This window comes from Pseudomonas huaxiensis (genome assembly GCF_003231275.1).
In the GTDB taxonomy this organism is placed as follows: domain Bacteria; phylum Pseudomonadota; class Gammaproteobacteria; order Pseudomonadales; family Pseudomonadaceae; genus Aquipseudomonas; species Aquipseudomonas huaxiensis.
Genome location: NZ_QKVL01000058.1, coordinates 12,751 through 29,158 on the forward strand (window position 1 = coordinate 12,751; position 16,408 = coordinate 29,158).

The 16,408-nt window shown below is 63.0% G+C and carries 15 protein-coding genes; 3 read left to right on the plus strand and 12 right to left on the minus strand.

The window, feature by feature from the left end; all coding sequences use genetic code 11:
* The first annotated feature begins 8 nt into the window (after positions 1-8).
* A complete protein-coding gene (locus DM374_RS29970) occupies positions 9-635 on the plus strand; it encodes a LysE family translocator (RefSeq protein WP_110973172.1) in 627 nt (208 codons plus the stop codon).
* A gap of 24 nt (positions 636-659) precedes the next feature.
* On the opposite strand, the gene DM374_RS29975 is transcribed toward DM374_RS29970, so the two are convergent.
* Positions 660-1,514 (minus strand): hypothetical protein, encoded by an 855-nt coding sequence (locus tag DM374_RS29975; protein WP_110973173.1) that lies wholly within the window; start codon positions 1,512-1,514, stop codon positions 660-662.
* A gap of 199 nt (positions 1,515-1,713) precedes the next feature.
* On the opposite strand from DM374_RS29975, the gene DM374_RS29980 reads away from it, so the two are divergent.
* A complete protein-coding gene (locus DM374_RS29980) occupies positions 1,714-1,968 on the plus strand; it encodes a DUF1652 domain-containing protein (protein ID WP_371929271.1) in 255 nt (84 codons plus the stop codon).
* A 105-nt stretch (positions 1,969-2,073) separates the two neighbouring features.
* On the opposite strand, the gene DM374_RS29985 is transcribed toward DM374_RS29980, so the two are convergent.
* The 10 genes from DM374_RS29985 to DM374_RS30030 all read right to left on the minus strand — a co-directional run bounded on the left by DM374_RS29985 (position 2,074) and on the right by DM374_RS30030 (position 13,065).
* Positions 2,074-2,349, minus strand: coding sequence for a peptidylprolyl isomerase (locus DM374_RS29985; RefSeq protein ID WP_095153555.1), 276 nt, complete (start codon positions 2,347-2,349; stop codon positions 2,074-2,076).
* A gap of 38 nt (positions 2,350-2,387) precedes the next feature.
* Positions 2,388-4,349, minus strand: a complete 1,962-nt coding sequence (locus DM374_RS29990; protein ID WP_110973175.1) for an acetoacetate--CoA ligase — start codon at positions 4,347-4,349, stop codon at positions 2,388-2,390.
* A gap of 34 nt (positions 4,350-4,383) precedes the next feature.
* Complete coding sequence (gene eco / locus DM374_RS29995) at positions 4,384-4,863, minus strand: serine protease inhibitor ecotin (RefSeq protein ID WP_110973186.1); 480 nt, start codon at positions 4,861-4,863, stop codon at positions 4,384-4,386.
* Between the two features lie 67 nt (positions 4,864-4,930).
* Positions 4,931-5,701: a 3-hydroxybutyrate dehydrogenase gene (hbdH, locus tag DM374_RS30000; protein WP_110973176.1), complete on the minus strand. Its 771-nt coding sequence runs from the start codon at positions 5,699-5,701 to the stop codon at positions 4,931-4,933.
* 10 nt (positions 5,702-5,711) lie between these two features.
* A complete protein-coding gene (locus DM374_RS30005) occupies positions 5,712-7,103 on the minus strand; it encodes a GntP family permease (protein WP_110973177.1) in 1,392 nt (463 codons plus the stop codon).
* A gap of 273 nt (positions 7,104-7,376) precedes the next feature.
* On the minus strand, positions 7,377-8,771 hold the full coding sequence (locus tag DM374_RS30010) for a sigma-54 interaction domain-containing protein (RefSeq protein WP_110973178.1): 1,395 nt from the start codon (positions 8,769-8,771) through the stop codon (positions 7,377-7,379).
* Positions 8,772-8,798: 27 nt separating this feature from the next.
* A complete protein-coding gene (locus DM374_RS30015) occupies positions 8,799-9,821 on the minus strand; it encodes an ABC transporter permease (RefSeq protein ID WP_110973179.1) in 1,023 nt (340 codons plus the stop codon).
* Complete coding sequence (locus tag DM374_RS30020) at positions 9,821-10,873, minus strand: microcin C ABC transporter permease YejB (RefSeq protein ID WP_110973180.1); 1,053 nt, start codon at positions 10,871-10,873, stop codon at positions 9,821-9,823. The genes DM374_RS30015 and DM374_RS30020 overlap by 1 nt, the downstream gene beginning before the upstream one ends.
* Positions 10,870-12,717 carry an extracellular solute-binding protein gene (locus tag DM374_RS30025; protein ID WP_110973181.1) on the minus strand — a complete coding sequence of 616 codons (1,848 nt, stop codon included), beginning with the start codon at positions 12,715-12,717 and terminating at the stop codon, positions 10,870-10,872. The genes DM374_RS30020 and DM374_RS30025 overlap by 4 nt, the downstream gene beginning before the upstream one ends.
* Positions 12,718-12,783: 66 nt before the next feature.
* Positions 12,784-13,065 (minus strand): peptidylprolyl isomerase, encoded by a 282-nt coding sequence (locus DM374_RS30030; RefSeq protein ID WP_110973182.1) that lies wholly within the window; start codon positions 13,063-13,065, stop codon positions 12,784-12,786.
* 186 nt (positions 13,066-13,251) lie between these two features.
* On the opposite strand from DM374_RS30030, the gene DM374_RS30035 reads away from it, so the two are divergent.
* Positions 13,252-14,640 (plus strand): hypothetical protein, encoded by a 1,389-nt coding sequence (locus tag DM374_RS30035; protein WP_110973183.1) that lies wholly within the window; start codon positions 13,252-13,254, stop codon positions 14,638-14,640.
* Positions 14,641-14,721: 81 nt separating this feature from the next.
* Here the strand turns inward: DM374_RS30035 and DM374_RS30040 are convergent, their stop codons facing one another.
* Positions 14,722-15,798 carry a 3-deoxy-7-phosphoheptulonate synthase gene (locus DM374_RS30040; protein WP_110973184.1) on the minus strand — a complete coding sequence of 359 codons (1,077 nt, stop codon included), beginning with the start codon at positions 15,796-15,798 and terminating at the stop codon, positions 14,722-14,724.
* Positions 15,799-16,408 lie beyond the last annotated feature (610 nt).

Consider the following 16,408-nt stretch of genomic DNA (forward strand, 5'->3'; position numbering starts at 1 on the left):
AGCCTGTCATGGACCTCGCCACCCTTGCGCTATTCATCCCCGCCTGCTTCGCCCTGAACATGGCCCCCGGTCCGAACAACCTGCTGTCGCTGAACAATGCCAGCCGCTATGGCTTGCGCACCGCCTGCGCGGCGGGCGTCGGCCGGCTGTTCGCCTTCGCCGGGATGATCGTGCTGGCGGCGCTGGGCCTGGCGGTGCTGCTGCACACCAGCGAATACCTGTTCCTGGCGATCAAGGTGCTGGGGGCCTTCTACCTGTTCTACATCGCCTGGCAACTGTGGCGGGCGCCGGTCGGCCAGGGCGGACCGGTGGGAGAGCGCAAGGGCGGGGTGTTGCGGCTGGCGCGGCAGGAGTTTTTTGTCGCGGCTGGCAATCCCAAGGCCATCCTCATCTTCACCGCCTTCCTGCCGCAATTCGTCGTGATAGACAGCCCCGTGCCGGTCAGCGAGCAACTGCTCTGGCTCGGCGTGATGTTCCTGATGCTGGAATGGCTGGCGATCGGCATCTACGCCTGGCTTGGCGCGTACCTGCAACGCTGGTTCAACCAGCCCGGGCCGCGGCGGGTGTTCAATCGGGTCAGTGCCGGGTTGTTGAGCTGTGCGGGGCTGGGGTTGTTGGCGGCGCGGCGGGCTTGATAAGAGCAGGGCTCCGATCCGTCGCTAACTGAAGGTGTCATGGGTCATGGATGGTTTGTATGCATTCCATGCTGTTTTCCATGTCACCCGCTTGCCAGAGGGTAGGTCGGTAAACTCACTGTCATTTTCCCAAGGCGGGCAGCAGGTCACTCCGTCTTTCCAGAACTGCACGCTTTTTTGAACCAGGGGATTGTTCCGGTTGCGATAAATCCACCGCAACTCGGAGTGGGTTATGGTGCGTTCCTTGGCTGCAGCCTGGGATTTTCCTCTTGGCAAGTCTTGCGCTAGCGTGTCGCCGTCGACGACCAGCTTGTGGGTTTTAGTGACGACCGCTGCCATGTCGATGCTGTTCAGAACAAAATGGATGTGAAAGCCGACCTGCTGGTCGAGATTCAAGCCACTGTTCCTTTTGATGGTCCACTCCATGCCGAACTTCGATTTGGCGCGGAAAGCGTCATTCGAAACCCTGCCACTTACAGCCTCGGAGAAGGCTTCTTCATCGAAATTATGGGGCTGAAGCTGATTCAGATAACGTTTGTATTTTTCATGCGCGGCCATCGCGGTCCTGAAAAGGGAGAGATCTTGCTTGAATGATTCCGCGAGCTTCATTTCCCTTGCTCGCGCATAGCCCAGTTCTTCAAGCTGGTTTTTTTGCTTTACCGGGTCGTAGTTCAATGCCTGTAGATTATAGGCGTTGTCTGCATCTGCCACTTTCTGGTCATAGGTCGCGGTTCGGTAATTGTCGACGGTCCAGACGTTTTTAGCTTCGCCGGAGATGGCCAACCAGAACTGCGTCAGGAACGTCGGTCTGTCGATCGCGAACCCGTACACCAGATCGCCTTTGCTGAAGTACTGTCTGTAGGGGGCATTGAATGGCATTGCAGATTCCTTTCTGACTGGGCCGTGCTGTTTTAAATCAAAATGCCATTATTGGAAAGTCATACATATTTCGCCCCCGCACTAAAGACCGCACTTTTTATCGGGAAAAATTCTGATCCCCATTGGGGCATTGGCCTACGCTAGAGGACGCACTGCGAGCTCGGAGCTGCAGTCCTTCAACAGTCAGGGAGTCATGGACATGCTATCTACGCTGGAACTGCGCGATATCGTCGAGAAGAGTTTTTTACCGGTTCGCTGCCGCTGCACCCTGGCTGCTGATCATTCGTTGACTGTGCAGTTGTTCGATCGCAGCCAGCGCGTCGACCTGCAGGTAAGCGGGATTCGTGTCGAGCAGTTGAACAGCAGCCGTGCCATTTCCAGCCTGGTAAGCAAGTTGCGCTGCGATCTGCTGGACAAGCAGAACAATGTGGTGCAGTTGCGCGATGCAGGCTAACCGTATTCTCCCGACTTTGTAGGCGCGAGCTTGCTCGCGAAGGCTGCTGGGGCTGCTTTGCAGCCCTTCGTGAGCAAGCTCGCTCCTACAAACCACGGTAGTCTTTCAATCGCGATAGAACGTCTGCACCAGGTGATAGCCGAATTTGCTCTTGATCGGACCATGCACGGTGCGCAAGGGCTTTTTGAAGATCACCTGGTCGATCGCGCCCACCATCTGTCCCGGACGGACCTCACCCAAATCGCCGCCGCGCTTGCCCGACGGGCAGGTGGAGTATTTCTTCGCCAGCACGTCGAAGGCTTCGCCCTTGGCGATGCGCTGCTTGAGCTGCTCGGCCTCTTCTGCGGTCTTGACCAGGATGTGTCGGGCCTGTGCTTTCATGATGCGGGTGCCTCGGGGTTGCGGGTAAAAGCCGGCGATTATGCCTGATCGCGCAGCTCGATGCGGTCGCGAAAATGCTCCAGCGCCTGGGGATTGGCCAGGGCGTCGGTGTTTTTCACCGGCAGGCCGTGAACCACGTTGCGCACCGCCAGCTCGACGATCTTGCCGCTGATGGTCCGCGGGATGTCCTCCACCTGGGCGATCACCGCCGGGACATGGCGGGCGCTGGTGTTGTCGCGGATCACTTTGCGGATCTGCGTCTGCAGGGCGTCGTCCAGTTGCACGCCGTCAGCCAGGCGGACGAACAGCACCACGCGCACGTCGTGCTGCCATTGCTGGCCGATGGCGACGCTGTCCAGCACCTGCTCGACCTTTTCCACCTGACGATAGATTTCCGCGGTGCCGATGCGCACGCCGCCGGGGTTGAGCACGGCGTCCGAGCGGCCATGGATCGTCAGGCTGCCGTCGCTGAATTCCTCTGCGTAGTCACCCTGGCACCAGACGCCGTCGAACTGGCTGAAATACGCGGCTTTGAAGCGCTCGCCGTCGGGGTCGTTCCAGAAACCGAGGGGGATGGCCGGGAAATGCCGGGCGCAGACCAACTCGCCTTTTTCGTCCAGCACCGGCTGGCCCTGGTCGTTCCACACTTCGACGGCCATGCCCAGGCCCTTGCACTGCATCTTGCCGCGGCGCACCGGCAGGGTCGGGTTGCCGAGGACGAAGCAGGAGACGATATCGGTGCCGCCGGACATAGAGACCAGGCAGATATCGGCCTTGATGTCGCGGTAGACATAGTCGTAGCTGTGGGGCGACAGGGGCGAGCCGGTGGACAGCAGCAGGCGCAGGCGCTGCAGGCGGTGGCTGTGGCGCGGCTGCAGACCGGCCTGTTCCAGCGCCGCGAGGTACTTGCCGCTGGTGCCGAAGACGCTGATGCCCTCGGCGTCGATCAGGTCGACCAGGCGCTGCGGCGCTGGGTGGAAGGGTGAGCCGTCATACAGCACCAGCGTGGCGCCGAGGGCCAGGCCGCTGACCAGCCAGTTCCACATCATCCAGCCGCAGGTGGTGTAGTAGAACAGGCAGTCGTCCTCGCGCAGGTCGTTGTGCAGGCCATGTTCCTTGAGGTGCTGAAGCAACACGCCGCCGGCACTGTGGACGATGCACTTGGGCACGCCGGTGGTACCGCTGGAATAGAGGATGTACAGCGGATGAGCGAAGGGCAGGGCGACGAATTCGGGCTCGCCGCCGCGTTGATAAAAGTCCTGCCACAGGCTGATGCGGGCCGGAGTGCGGAAGGCGTCCGGGCGGGTACCGTCCTGGCTGTACGGGACGACCAGCAACTGTTCGAGGGCGGGCAGCGCCGCCAGCACCTCGTTGATCTTGTCCACCTGGGACAGGGATTTGCCGGCGTACTGGTAGCCGGCGCAGACCAGCAGCAGCTTCGGCTCGATCTGGCCGAAACGCTCGACGATGCCCTGGGTGCCGAATTCCGGCGACGAGCTGGACCAGATCGCGCCGAGGCTGGTGCAGGCGAGCATCGCCACCACGGTCTGCCAGGTGTTGGGCATGCACGCCGCGACACGGTCGCCGACGCCGATACCGAGGGCCTTGAAGGCGCGTTGCAGGCCGGCGACCTCGGCCGCCAGCTCCGCGTAAGTCAGGGTGATGCGCTGGCCGTCTTCGCGCACGGAGACCAGTGCCGTACCGTTATCGCGACGGCGCAGCAGGTGCTCGGCGAAATTCAGAGTGGCACCGGGGAACCAGCGCGCGTCGGGCATCCGCGGGCCTTCTTCCAGTACTTGAGTGGGCGGTTGTTGCCAGCGCACGCCGAAGCGCTCGGCCAGCGCCTGCCAGAAGGCCGGTCGCTGTTCGATGCTCCAGCGGTGCAGGTCGTGGTAGTCGGCCAGTTCGAGGGTGTACCGGCGATTGATCTCGCCGCGGAACTGATCCATGTGGCTTGCCTGAATACGCGCCTTGCTTGGGCGCCAGAGCACATCGTTCATGCCGATTCCCCTCGTTCAACGGCCTGTTCTGAGTTTATTCGACGCTGGCGGTTTTCACCTCGGTGGAGGCTGACCAGATCCGGTAGCGGACCTCAACCCCTTCAGGAACGTAGACCACCACCGGCAGCTTGCTGTTGTAGCGCAGCAGGAAGCCGTCGCCGATCACCGGGACGAAGGCTTTGGTTTTGCTCTTGTCCGGGCAGGCCATCAGGGTCGAGGCCGGGCCGGAGACTTTTTCCAGGCGGTAGTAGGGATAACCCCAGCCCTGAAGGTCTTTTTCCACGAGGTGGCCGCCCAGGCGCTGGCGGTTGCAGTCCACTTGCAGCTCCTTGCCGGCCAGCACTTCGAGCTTGAAGGCGTTTTCATCTTCCTGGGCGGGCAGGTGGATAACCTGGCGGGTGAAGCCTTTTTCGGCTTCCGGGTAGGGCGCGACATCCTTGAGGCTGGCGGCCACGGCGAACGGGCTGATCGCCAGCGACAAAGTAAACAGGGCAGTCAGGGAAAACGGGCGCATAGCGGCTCCTTGCTTGATTTTCGGGTCAGTCATGCCGGTCAGCCGCAGGCGTCGGTTGCCCTGTCGATCACTGGGCGAGCCAGCCGCCATCGATGTTCCAGGCGGCGCCGCGCACCTGGCTGCCGGCTTCACTACAGAGAAACAATACCAGCTCACCCAGATGTTGCGGTGTGACGAAGGCCACGGATGGCTGCTTCTCGGCCAGCAGATCGTGTTGTGCCTGTTGTGGGTCGGTGCCGTTGGCGATGCGGTCGTCGATCTGCTTCTGCACCAGCGGCGTCAGCACCCAGCCGGGGCAGATGGCGTTGCAGGTGATCGGTGTGGTGGCGGTTTCCAGGCCGACCACTTTGGTCAGGCCGACCACGCCATGCTTGGCCGCCACGTAGGCGACCTTGCCCACGGAGCCGACCTGGCCGTGCACCGAGGCGATATTGACGATCCGTCCCCAGTTGCGCTCGCGCATGCCCGGCAGGGCCAGGCGGGTGCAGTGAAACACCGCCGAGAGATTGAGGGCGATGATTGAGTCCCAGCGTTCCACCGGGAACTCCTCCACCGGCGCCACATGCTGGATGCCGGCGTTGTTGACGAGGATATCGACACCGCCGAACTCCGCCTTCGCGTAATCGAACAGCGCTTCAAGCTGGGCCACGTCGCCGAGGTCCGCGGGGTGATGAGCAACCTTGCCGCCATGGCTGGCGACCTCGGCCAGCGCCGCGGTCGGGTCGCCGAAGCCGTTGAGCAGCACATTGGCGCCGGCGGCGGCCAGGACCTTGGCAATGCCCAGGCCGATGCCGCTGGTAGAGCCGGTAACCAGTGCAGTTTTTCCGTGAAGACTCATGGGTGGCTCCTCAAACGATGCCAGTAGCGTAGAAAGTGGCGATCACGACGAACACCGCCAGGGTCTTGATCAGGGTAATACCGAAAATGTCCTTGTAGGCTTCGCGGTGGGTCAGGCCGGTGACCGCCAACAGGGTGATCACCGCGCCGTTGTGCGGCAGGGTGTCCATGCCGCCGCTGGCCATGGCGGCCACGCGGTGCAGCACTTCCAGCGGGATATTGGCGGCATTGGCCGCGGCGATGAAGGTGTCGGACATCGCCGCCAGGGCGATGCTCATGCCGCCGGACGCGGAACCGGTGATCCCCGCCAGCAGGGTGACGGTGATCGCTTCGTTGACCAGCGGATTGGGAATGGCCTTCAGGGCGTCGGCCAGCACCAGGAAGCCCGGCAGTGAGGCGATCACCGCGCCGAAACCGTATTCCGAGGCGGTGTTCATTGCCGCCAGCAAGGCGCCGCCGACCGCACTCTTGGTACCTTCGGCCAGGCGGCTCTTGATCGCCTTGAAGCCCGCCACCAGCACCAGCAGGATGCCCAGCAGCAACGCCGCCTCCACCGCCCAGATCGCGGTGAGTTTGGCGATATCGGTCTGTACCGGCGCGGCCATGCCTGGCAGTTGCAGGCTGTGGGTCTTGCCGTACCACTCGGGAATCCAGCGGGTGAACAGCAGGTTCATGATGCCCACCAGCAACAACGGCGACAGCGCCAGCAGCGGGTTGGGCAGGCTCAGGTCATCGGCGGTTTCCGGCTCGTTACGCAGCTCGGTGCCATAGCCTTCGCCGGCGCGCAGGGCTTTGTTGCGCTGGCGTTGCAGGTAGAGCATGCCGGTGCAGAACACGAACACTGTGCCGATCAGCCCCAGCCAGGGCGCGGCCCAGGCGGTGGTGTTGAAGAAGGTGCTGGGGATGATGTTCTGGATCTGCGGCGTGCCGGGCAGGGCGTCCATGGTGAAGGAAAACGCACCGAGGGCGATGGTCGCCGGAATCAGCCGCTTGGGGATGTTGCTCTGGCGGAACATCTCGGCGGCGAACGGATAAACCGCGAACACCACCACGAACAGCGACACGCCGCCGTAGGTCAGCAGGGCGCAGACCAGCACGATCACCAGCATTGCCTGGCGCGTGCCGAGCAGGCGAATGGCTGCGGCGACGATGGAGCGGGAGAAGCCCGACAGCTCGATCAGCTTGCCGAACACCGCGCCGAGCAGGAATACCGGGAAGTAGAGCTTGATGAAGCCGACCATCTTTTCCATGAACACCCCGGTAAAGGCGGGTGCGACGGCGGACGGGTCAGTGAGCAGGACGGCGCCGAGGGCGGCGATGGGGGCAAACAGAATGACGCTGTAACCGCGATAGGCAGCGAGCATCAGCAGCGCCAGGGCTGCGAGGGCAATGATCACACTCATTGAGTGTCTCCTTGGTGAATCTTGTTTTTGTTGGGTGCAAGGAGATAGCGGGAATCGTGCCAATTGGTTAAGTGGCTGATTTATAAAGTGAAAATTTTGTTATTTGGTCTGGGTGGATGAATTTGTCTCTTAAGTGAGACGTTTTGAGGGTTTTAGGGCCTCATCGCTGGCAAGCCAGCTCCCACAAGGTACTGCATCCACCGAACCTGTGGGAGCTGGCTTGCCAGCGATAGGGTCCGAAAGCCCTATCTCATAAGAGAGACATAAATCTCGTTATAGAGACGAAATCCCCAGCGCCACCAATTTCTTGTACAACGTCGACCGCCCCAACCCCAACTGCCGCGCCGCCTCCGGCACATTCCCCGCACACCGCGCCAGCGTGGTTTGCAGCAATTCTCGCTCGAACGCCTCACACGCTTCGCGATACCCCTGCACCGGTGCATCCACCACCGCCAGCGGCTGCAACGGCCCGAGCGCCGACTGGATATCCGCCACCGCCAACCGCGCCTGATCCGCCAGCAACGTCGCCCGCTCCAGCACGTTGCGCAGCTCGCGGATATTCCCCGGCCAGGCATGCCGGCCCAACAGAGCGAGGGCGTCGTGTTCCAGTTCATGGCGGCTGCCCAGCTCTTCGAGGATGGTCTCGCTCAAGGCTGGCAAATCGTCCAGCCGCTCGCGCAACGCCGGGACTTCGATCGGCAGCACGTTCAGCCGGTAATACAGGTCGGCGCGGAACTCGCCCCGGGCCATCGCCGCCTGCAGGTCCCGCGAGGTGGCGGCGATGATGCGCACGTCGCTCTGCAGCATCTGGTTGGAACCCACCGGCTCGTATTCCTTCTCTTGCAATACCCGCAGCAGCTTGCTTTGCAACGGCAACGGCATGTCACCGATTTCGTCGAGAAACAGCGTGCCGCCCTCGGCAAGCTGCAACTTGCCGGCGCGGCCCTTGCGCTCGGCGCCGGTGAAGGCGCCGGGCGCGGTGCCGAAGAACTCGGCTTCCAGCAGGGTTTCCGGGATCGCCGCGCTGTTGATGCTGACGAAGGCTTTGTGCGCCCGCGGTGAAGCGGCATGGATGGCGTGGGCCAGCAGCTCTTTGCCGGTGCCGGTCTCGCCCAGCAGCAATACCGCCGAATCACTGCTCGCCGCGCGCCGGGCGCGGCGTTTGACTTCCAGGCTCTGCGCGCTGGTGCCGATGAACTGGTTGAAGCTGTATTTGGCCTGGCGTGCACGCAGCAGCGAGCGGGTCGAGGCCAGTTCCTGCTGCATGCTGGCGTAGCGCTTGAGCAGCGGCGACAGGCTGCGCAATTCGTCGAACAGGGCAAAGCCGATGGCGCCGATCACCGCGCCGCCAGCGTCGTGGATCGGCAGGCGCATCACTACCAGCGGCTCTTTCGGCGTGTCGAGCATGTCCAGCAGCGCCGGGCGACCCTGAGTGACCACGTCGCGCATCAGGCTGCCGGGGATCACCTGCTCGCACGGCTGGCCGATGGCGGCGCTGGCATCGGTCAGGCCGAAGCGTCGCGCATAGCGCTCGTTCATCCAGACGATCCGCGCGTCGCGGTCGACGATCACCGTGCCTTCGCTGGACTGCTCGATGATCTCGAACAGCGATTTGATCGCCAGGCTGCGCACCCGCTGGTAGTCCTTGAGGCTGTCGCTGTCGTGCATGAAGTGTTCCGTCAAAGAAAAAGGTGATCAGGCCCGTGGATCGAAGGCCTCGCGCAGGGCGTCGCCGATAAACACCAGCAGGGTGAGGATCAGCGCCAGGGCGAAGAACGCGGTGAAACCTAACCATGGCGCTTGCAGGTTCTGCTTGCCCTGATTGACCAGCTCGCCCAGCGAGGCGCTGCCGGCGGGCATGCCGAAGCCGAGGAAATCCAGCGCGGTCAGGGTCGAGATAGCGCCGGTGAGGATGAACGGCAGGTAGGTGAGGGTGGCGTTCATGGCGTTGGGCAGGATGTGCCGGATGATCACCAGCCGGTCCGGCAAGCCCATGGCCCGCGCCGCCTGCACGTATTCCAGGTTGCGCCCGCGGAGGAACTCGGCGCGCACCACGTCCACCAGCGCCAGCCAGGAGAACAGCGCCATGATCCCCAGCAACCACCAGAAATTCGGCTCGACAAAGCCGCTGAGGATGATCAGCAGGTACAGCACTGGCAGCCCCGACCAGACCTCCAGCAGGCGCTGGCCGATCAAATCGACCCAGCCGCCGTGATAGCCCTGCAGGGCACCGGCGGTGACGCCGATCAGCGTGCTGATGACGGTCAGCGCCAGGGCAAACAGGATCGAGATGCGCGTGCCGTAGAGCACCCGTGCCAGCACGTCACGGCCCTGGTCGTCGGTACCTAACCAGTTGCTCGCACTCGGCGGGCTGGGGGCCGGCACCTGCAAATCGTAGTTGGGCGTGTCGGCGCTGAACGGCACCGGCGCAAACAGCATCCAGCCGCCGTCGCCCTCGATCAGTTCGCGCACATATTGGCTGCGGTAGTCCGCCTGGAACGGCAGTTGGCCGCCGAACTGCTGCTCGGTGTAGCGCTTGAACGCCGGGAAATACAGGCTGCCCTTGTGGCCGAGCAGCAGCGGCTTGTCGTTGGCGATCAGCTCGGCGCCGAGGCTCAGGACCAGCAAGGCGGCGAAGATCCACAGCGACCACCAGCCGCGCCGGTTGCGGCGGAAATTCTGCAGGCGGCGCTGGCTCAGCGGCGACAGGCGAAACATCAGCGCGCCCTCGTGGCGAAGTCGATGCGCGGGTCCACCAGCGTGTAGCAGATGTCGCCCAGCAGGCGGATCAGCAGGCCGAACAGGGTGAAGATGAACAGCGAACCGAACACCACCGGGTAGTCACGGCTGACCGCTGCGTCGTAGCTCATCCGGCCGAGGCCATCGAGGGAGAAGATCACTTCGATCATCAAGGAGCCTGCGAAGAACACCGTGATCAGCGCCTGTGGAATGCCCGCGACCACCAGCAGGATCGCGTTGCGGAACACATGGCCGTAGAGCACGCGGCGTTCACTGAGCCCCTTGGCCCGCGCAGTGACCACGTACTGGCGGGTGATTTCGTTGAGGAAGGCGTTTTTGGTCAGCAGGGTGAGGGTGGCGAACCCGCCGATCACCAGCGCGCCCACCGGCAGCACCAGGTGCCAGAAATAATCGGCGACCTTGCCGATCAGGCTCAGCTCGGCGAAGTTCTCCGACACCAGCCCGCGCACCGGGAACCAGTTCAGCGAGGTGCCGCCGGCGAACAGCACGATCAGCAGCAGGGCGAAGAGAAACGCCGGCAGTGCGTAGCCGATCACGATCAGGCTGCTGCTCCAGGTATCGAAAGCGCTGCCATGACGCACCGCCTTGCGGATGCCCAGCGGGATCGACACCAGGTAGGTAATCAAGGTCGCCCAGAAGCCGAGCGAGATCGTCACCGGCATCTTGTCGAGGATCAGGTCGGTGACCTTGGCTCCGCGGAAAAAGCTGTCGCCGAAGTCGAGCCGGGCGTAGTTACCGAGCATCAGCCAGAGCCGTTCCGGTGCTGATTTGTCGAAGCCGTATTGTTTCTTGATGGTTTCCAGCAACGCCGGATCAAGGCCGCGACTGGCCCGTGAATCGACCTGCAGCGATGACGAACCCGGCGCACCGCCGCCGATGCCCTGCAAACGCGCCACCGCCTGTTCCACCGGCCCGCCGGGTGCGGCCTGGACGATGACGAAGTTGACCAGCAGGATCACCAGCAAGGTCGGGATGATCAGCAGCAGGCGCCGGAGGATATAGGCGGTCATTTCGCGGCTCCGCTGCGTTCGGCCATCTCGGCGTTGGTCAGGGGCGTCGGGCTGACTTCCCACCAGGTGTCGAGGGCCGGGTCATTGGCGGCGGGGATTTTCGGCAGGCCGAAGCGGTTCCACCAGACGCTGGACGTGCCTGGCGGATAGTAGTTGGGGATCCAGTAGTAATTCCATTGCAGCACCCGGTCCAGCGCATGGGCGTGGCGCTGCATGTCGGCCTGGGTGGCAGCGCGTACCAGGCCATCGATCAGGCCATCCACCACCGGGTCCTTGAGCACCATGAAGTTGTTCGAGCCGGGATCGTTGGCCGCCGCCGAGCCGAAGTAGCTGTACAGCTCCAGCCCCGGCGAGGGCGACACCGGGTAGCCGGTGACGATCATGTCGTAGTCGCGGGCCATCAGACGGTTGACGTACTGGGCGGCGTCGACACGGCGGATCTGCATGTCGATGCCGATCTGCGCCAGCGTGCGTTTCCACGGCAGCAGCAAACGTTCCATGCCGTTCTGGCCATTGAGGAAGACGAAACTCAGCGGCTCGCCCTGGGCATTCACCAGGCGATCACCGTCCGGGCGCCAGCCGGCCGCCTGCAACAGCGCCAGGGCCTGCAACTGCTTGTCGCGGATCAGGCCGGAGCCATCGGTTTTCGGCGCCACGAACACCTGGGTGAAGACTTCATCGGGGACTTTTCCGCGTAGCGGTTCCAGCAGCTTCAACTCGCCGGCGTCCGGCAACTCGCGGGCGGCCAGCGGACTGTTGGCGAAGTAGCTCTGCTGGCGGATATACACGTCGCGCATCATTCGCCGGTTGCTCCATTCGAAGTCCCAGAGCAGGGCGATGGCCTGGCGCACGCGGCGGTCCTGGAACATCGGGCGTTCCAGGTTGAACACATAGCCCTGGGCGCTTTGCGCCATGTCCTTGGCCAGGTGCGCACGTTGCAGGCGGCCGTCGTCGAGGGCCGGGCCGTTGTAGCCGATGGTGTAGCCGGTTGCCGAGAATTCGCGGTTGTAGTCATAACCGCCGCCGCGCAGGACCTGCCGGGCAACGTCGGTGTCGCCGAAGTACTCGATGCGCAACTGGTCGAAGTTGTAGCGGCCACGGCTGACCGCCAGGTCCTTGCCCCACCAGTCGCGGTCGCGTTCGAAGGTGATGCTGCGGCCATTGTCGATTCGCGCAACGCGGTATGGCCCGCTGCCCAGCGGCGCTTCGAAGCCGCCGCCGTTGGCGAAGTCGCGGTCGCGCCACCAGTGCTCCGGCAGCACCGGCAGGGACGCGAGGTCCAGGGCGAGGGTGCGGTTCTGATTGGTCTTGAAGTCGAAGCGCACCTGGGTCGCCGACTCCACCACCACATCGGCGACATCGGCGAACTGGGTGCGGTACTTCAGGTTGCCTTCGCGCAACAGCAGGTCGTAGGTGAAGCGCACGTCTTCGGCGCGGATCGGCTTGCCGTCGGCGAAGCGCGCTTTCGGGTCGAGGTAGAAACGCAGCGACAGACCGTCAGCGGCTCGTTCCATGCGACGGGCGACCAGGCCGTAGACGGTGTAGGGCTCGTCCAGCGAGCGCACCGCCAGCGGCGAGTAGAGCCAGCCGTCGATTTCACTGACGCCGATGCCTTTGTCGATATACGGAAGAATGTGGTCGAACTGGCCGATCTCGATGGCCGAGCGGCGCAGGCTGCCGCCTTTGGGGGCATCAGGGTTGGTGTAGTCGAAGTGACGGAAATGCTCCGCATAGCGCGGGGCTTCGTCGTAGACGGTGAGGGCGTGGGAAGGGGCGGCCTGGGCAGTCATGCAGAGCGCCGTCGCGAGCAAGCTCGCTCCTACAGTGATGGTATTGCGCAACATCTTCTGTAGGAGCGAGTTCACTCGCGAAGGACCGCAGAGCGATCCCTGGTATCGGCGCAAGACCGATCAGTCCTGGCGGCTGGTCACTTCCAGCAGGTGGTAGCCGAACTGGGTCTTGACCGGACCCTGCACGACATTCAGCGGCGCGCTGAAGACCACGGTGTCGAATTCCTTGACCATCTGGCCTGGGCCGAACGAACCCAGGTCACCGCCTTGGCGGCTGGACGGGCAGGTGGAGTTGGCTTTGGCAACGTCCGCGAAGTCGGCGCCGGCTTCGATTTGTGCTTTCAGTTCGTTGCACTTATCGATGCTGCTGACGAGGATGTGGCGTGCGCTGGCTCGGGCCATGGGGGTTACTCCTGTTGGGAAAAGCCAGAGCCTACCGTATTTGTGCGTTGATTTCTTCGGTGTGCGCGTAGGAATTCATCTTTCTACCTAGCATTTCTGTCAGTTGTGGCTTTTCTCCGCGGGCTTTTCAATAAGCCCGGTCAGCTGTGTCGAAAGGCACATTCCAGTGTCCGGGGGAGAGCCACCGTGATTATCGTCGAAAAGATCCAGAATCGGCCTTTGCGCCTTCTTCCGCATCTGATCTGTGCGCTGCTGCTGTGTCTGATTTCCGTCAGTGGCTGCAGCGGCTGGGCGCCGAGCGGCGGGGCGCTGAATGTCCCGAGCGGCGGGCCGCTGAATGGCCCGGAAACCGCACAAGAGCTTAACCGGCGCATGGCGGCGACCCCCGCGCAGTGTGTGGGCAGCAATCCGACATACGCCTGTAGTGGAGTGCTGGTGTTGCCGATGTCGGAGGGGCATCCACAACCGTTCTGGCATCACGATGCCGAAGCCGAGGCTCGGGGGACGGAGCGTTTTCGGTTTCTGCGCAAAGACGGCCTCGCCGGGCCGTTGCCCTCCCCGGTTGGCTACATTTTGCACGACCGGTTCACCGCCATTGGCCAGGGCAAGGCCTATGACGTGGTCACTGATGGCGGCGGGGCGCCTGGTGACGTCATGGTGCGAAACTGGGACAAAGACCAGCCGCGGTCGCTGGCCGTGCAAGCGCTGTATTACGACATCAGCCAACCCGACAGCTTGCTGCGCGCCCAGCGCGGCCAGCTTGAGTATTTCAACGCCACCGGGGAGTGGCTGCCGCTTGTGCGCGCCACCTCCGGTGCCGCCCTTGTCGAGTTTGGCTTCACCACGCAGGAGCAGCTCTACAGTGGTTATCAGGTAGCCGATCGGCTGAATGCCCGTTACGCGAGGACGTCATCGACCTGCGCCGATGGGAGTGCGGCCTACCGCTGTAACGGCGTGCTGGTACGTACGACTGGTGTGGGTAATTTCCACGCCTGGGAGCCGAGTCCGGTCTCCGTCAGAGGGAATGGTGTGTCGTTCATGTACTTTCGCGCCGATCTGAAAACGGTTCGTTTCTATCATACTCAAGGCTATGTGGTTCGCGAATTGTCCTATCCCGTTGCGCAACCGTTGAGTCTGCGCTGTATTTTTCCTTTTGACGCAAGTACCTCTGGGCAATTGGACTACTGCAACTTCCGACCCTCCTGCGCAAGCCGGGGCATCACCAGTGTCGCGGCCTGGAGTGCCGCGTATTTCTCAAGTCCCATCACTAGCTGTTTTTTTGATAACTCAGCCGGTGAGTATCAATTGGCGCTCGATATCCGTAACCAGAGCGGTGCACCGTCCTCGCATCCCTGGTCGGAACTGATCATCGCCGCTTGGCCAGCGGGCGTCGGAGCGCAATTGCCACTGGAAGCATTCGTCTACAGCCCTGGCCCTGGCCTTCCGGGCGCGAAAGGATTTCAGCTCGATTACCTCAAGACTCACCGGCGCTACCTGCCGGTGTTGCACGTAGTTCCTGATGCCGCCGATGGCAGGCCGTTTGTCTTCAAGCCTGAAGACCAGAGCATTAAATAATTGGCGCCAGGGCGTTGCAAGCTCGCGAGGAGCATCGCGTTCGCGGTCTGGCGCATCAGGCTGCGCACTTGGCGGGCTATATCACTCACTCAGTTCCCGCAACCGTGAGGCGGCGTTGAGCAACATCGCTTCGCTGCCGGCCCAGCCCAGGCAGCCATCGGTGATCGACACGCCGTACTTCAACGGTCCCTTGCCCAGCGCCTGGCAGCCGTCGAACAGGTGGCTTTCGATCATCACGCCCACCAGCGAGCGGTTGCCATCCAGCCGTTGGCGCAGCACATCATCGAACACCGCAGGTTGTTTCAGCGGGTCTTTGCCGCTGTTGGCGTGGCTGCAGTCGACCATGATCCGCGCCGCGATGCCGGCCTTGGCCAGCCCCCGACGGGCTTGCTCGACGCTGGCTGCATCGTAGTTCGGGCCTTTGTGGCCGCCGCGCAACACCAGATGAGTGTCCGGGTTGCCGAGGGTTTCGACGATGGCCGGATGGCCGAGGGCGTCGATGCCGAAATGCCGGTGCGGGTGTTCGGCGCTACGGATAGCGTCGCAGGCGATACCGACACCGCCGTCGGTGCCGTTCTTGAAGCCCACCGGCAGGCCGAGGCCGCTGACCATCTCGCGGTGAATCTGCGATTCGGTGGTGCGCGCGCCGATCGCCGCCCAGCTCAACAGGTCGTCGAAGTACCCCGAGGCCATGGGTTGCAGCAGTTCGGTGGCAACCGGCAGGCCGAGCTCGAGCATCCCCAGCATCAGTTCGCGGGACAGGCGCAGGCCGCCGTGCATGTCATCGCTGCCGTCCAGGTGCGGGTCGTAGGCCAGGCCTTTCCAGCCGACGGTGGTTCGCGGTTTTTCGACGTAGGCGCGCATCACAAGCAGCAACTGGTCGCCGACACGCTGCGACAGCGCGGCAAGGCGTTCGGCGTATTCGAGGGCGGCGCGGGGATCGTGCAGGGAGCAGGGGCCGACGATCACCAGCAGGCGCGGGTCGTTGCCGTCGAGGATGTTCTTCACCGCCTGGCGGTGGTGCTGGACCTGGGCCGCGAGGGTCGTGGAAAGTGGCAACTGCTGCTTGAGTTGCACGGAGCTTGGCAGACGCAGGCTGACTGGAGTGTTGGCCGCGGCGTTGGTGTTCAGGGGCAGTGCTTGGCTGGACGCTTGCATGTTCGGATTTCCCTGGGCGGAAGGCGGGTTCTGTCCCGCGCCTTCGGCCCTATCGCTGTGTTCGACAGATACGTGTAAGTGTGTGATTGCCACCTGTACTGGACCGGTCGGAGGCGGCTGGCTGGCCCGAACGGCAGTGGCTAAATCGCCAGGCAGAGCGTTGGTAACGGTAGTCAGTGGTGGTGTTCATGTGTCGTTCCTCAATGGTGTCGGTGTGGTCGGGCCCAAAAAAACAAAACCCCCGGAGGGCGGGGCCGACCGGGGGTTTGAGTATTCTCGTATTCGGCGGCCCCTTTGAGTGGGCGCCGGTGTGGGTATCAGCGGCGCCTTTGGCTAAACCAATACCCAAAATAAAAGCCGACTGGAGCCGCAGTCCCGCAGGCAGCCACGGACACGACGGAGCGCGCGAGGCGACCGGTGTGTTGTGCGTGGTTGTGAGGGGTAGGTTGCATGCTGTGCTCCAGTTGAATGCGTTCGAGCTTACTTCAGCGTAACTGCGTGTTTCAACGATTAATTTCAATCGAAACGATTAATTTAAAGTTCTTCTCGGAGTGGTGGGGGGGATGTTTTGGGCTTGGGCTTTGGTGCGGTGAGCTTATCCATTCGATGC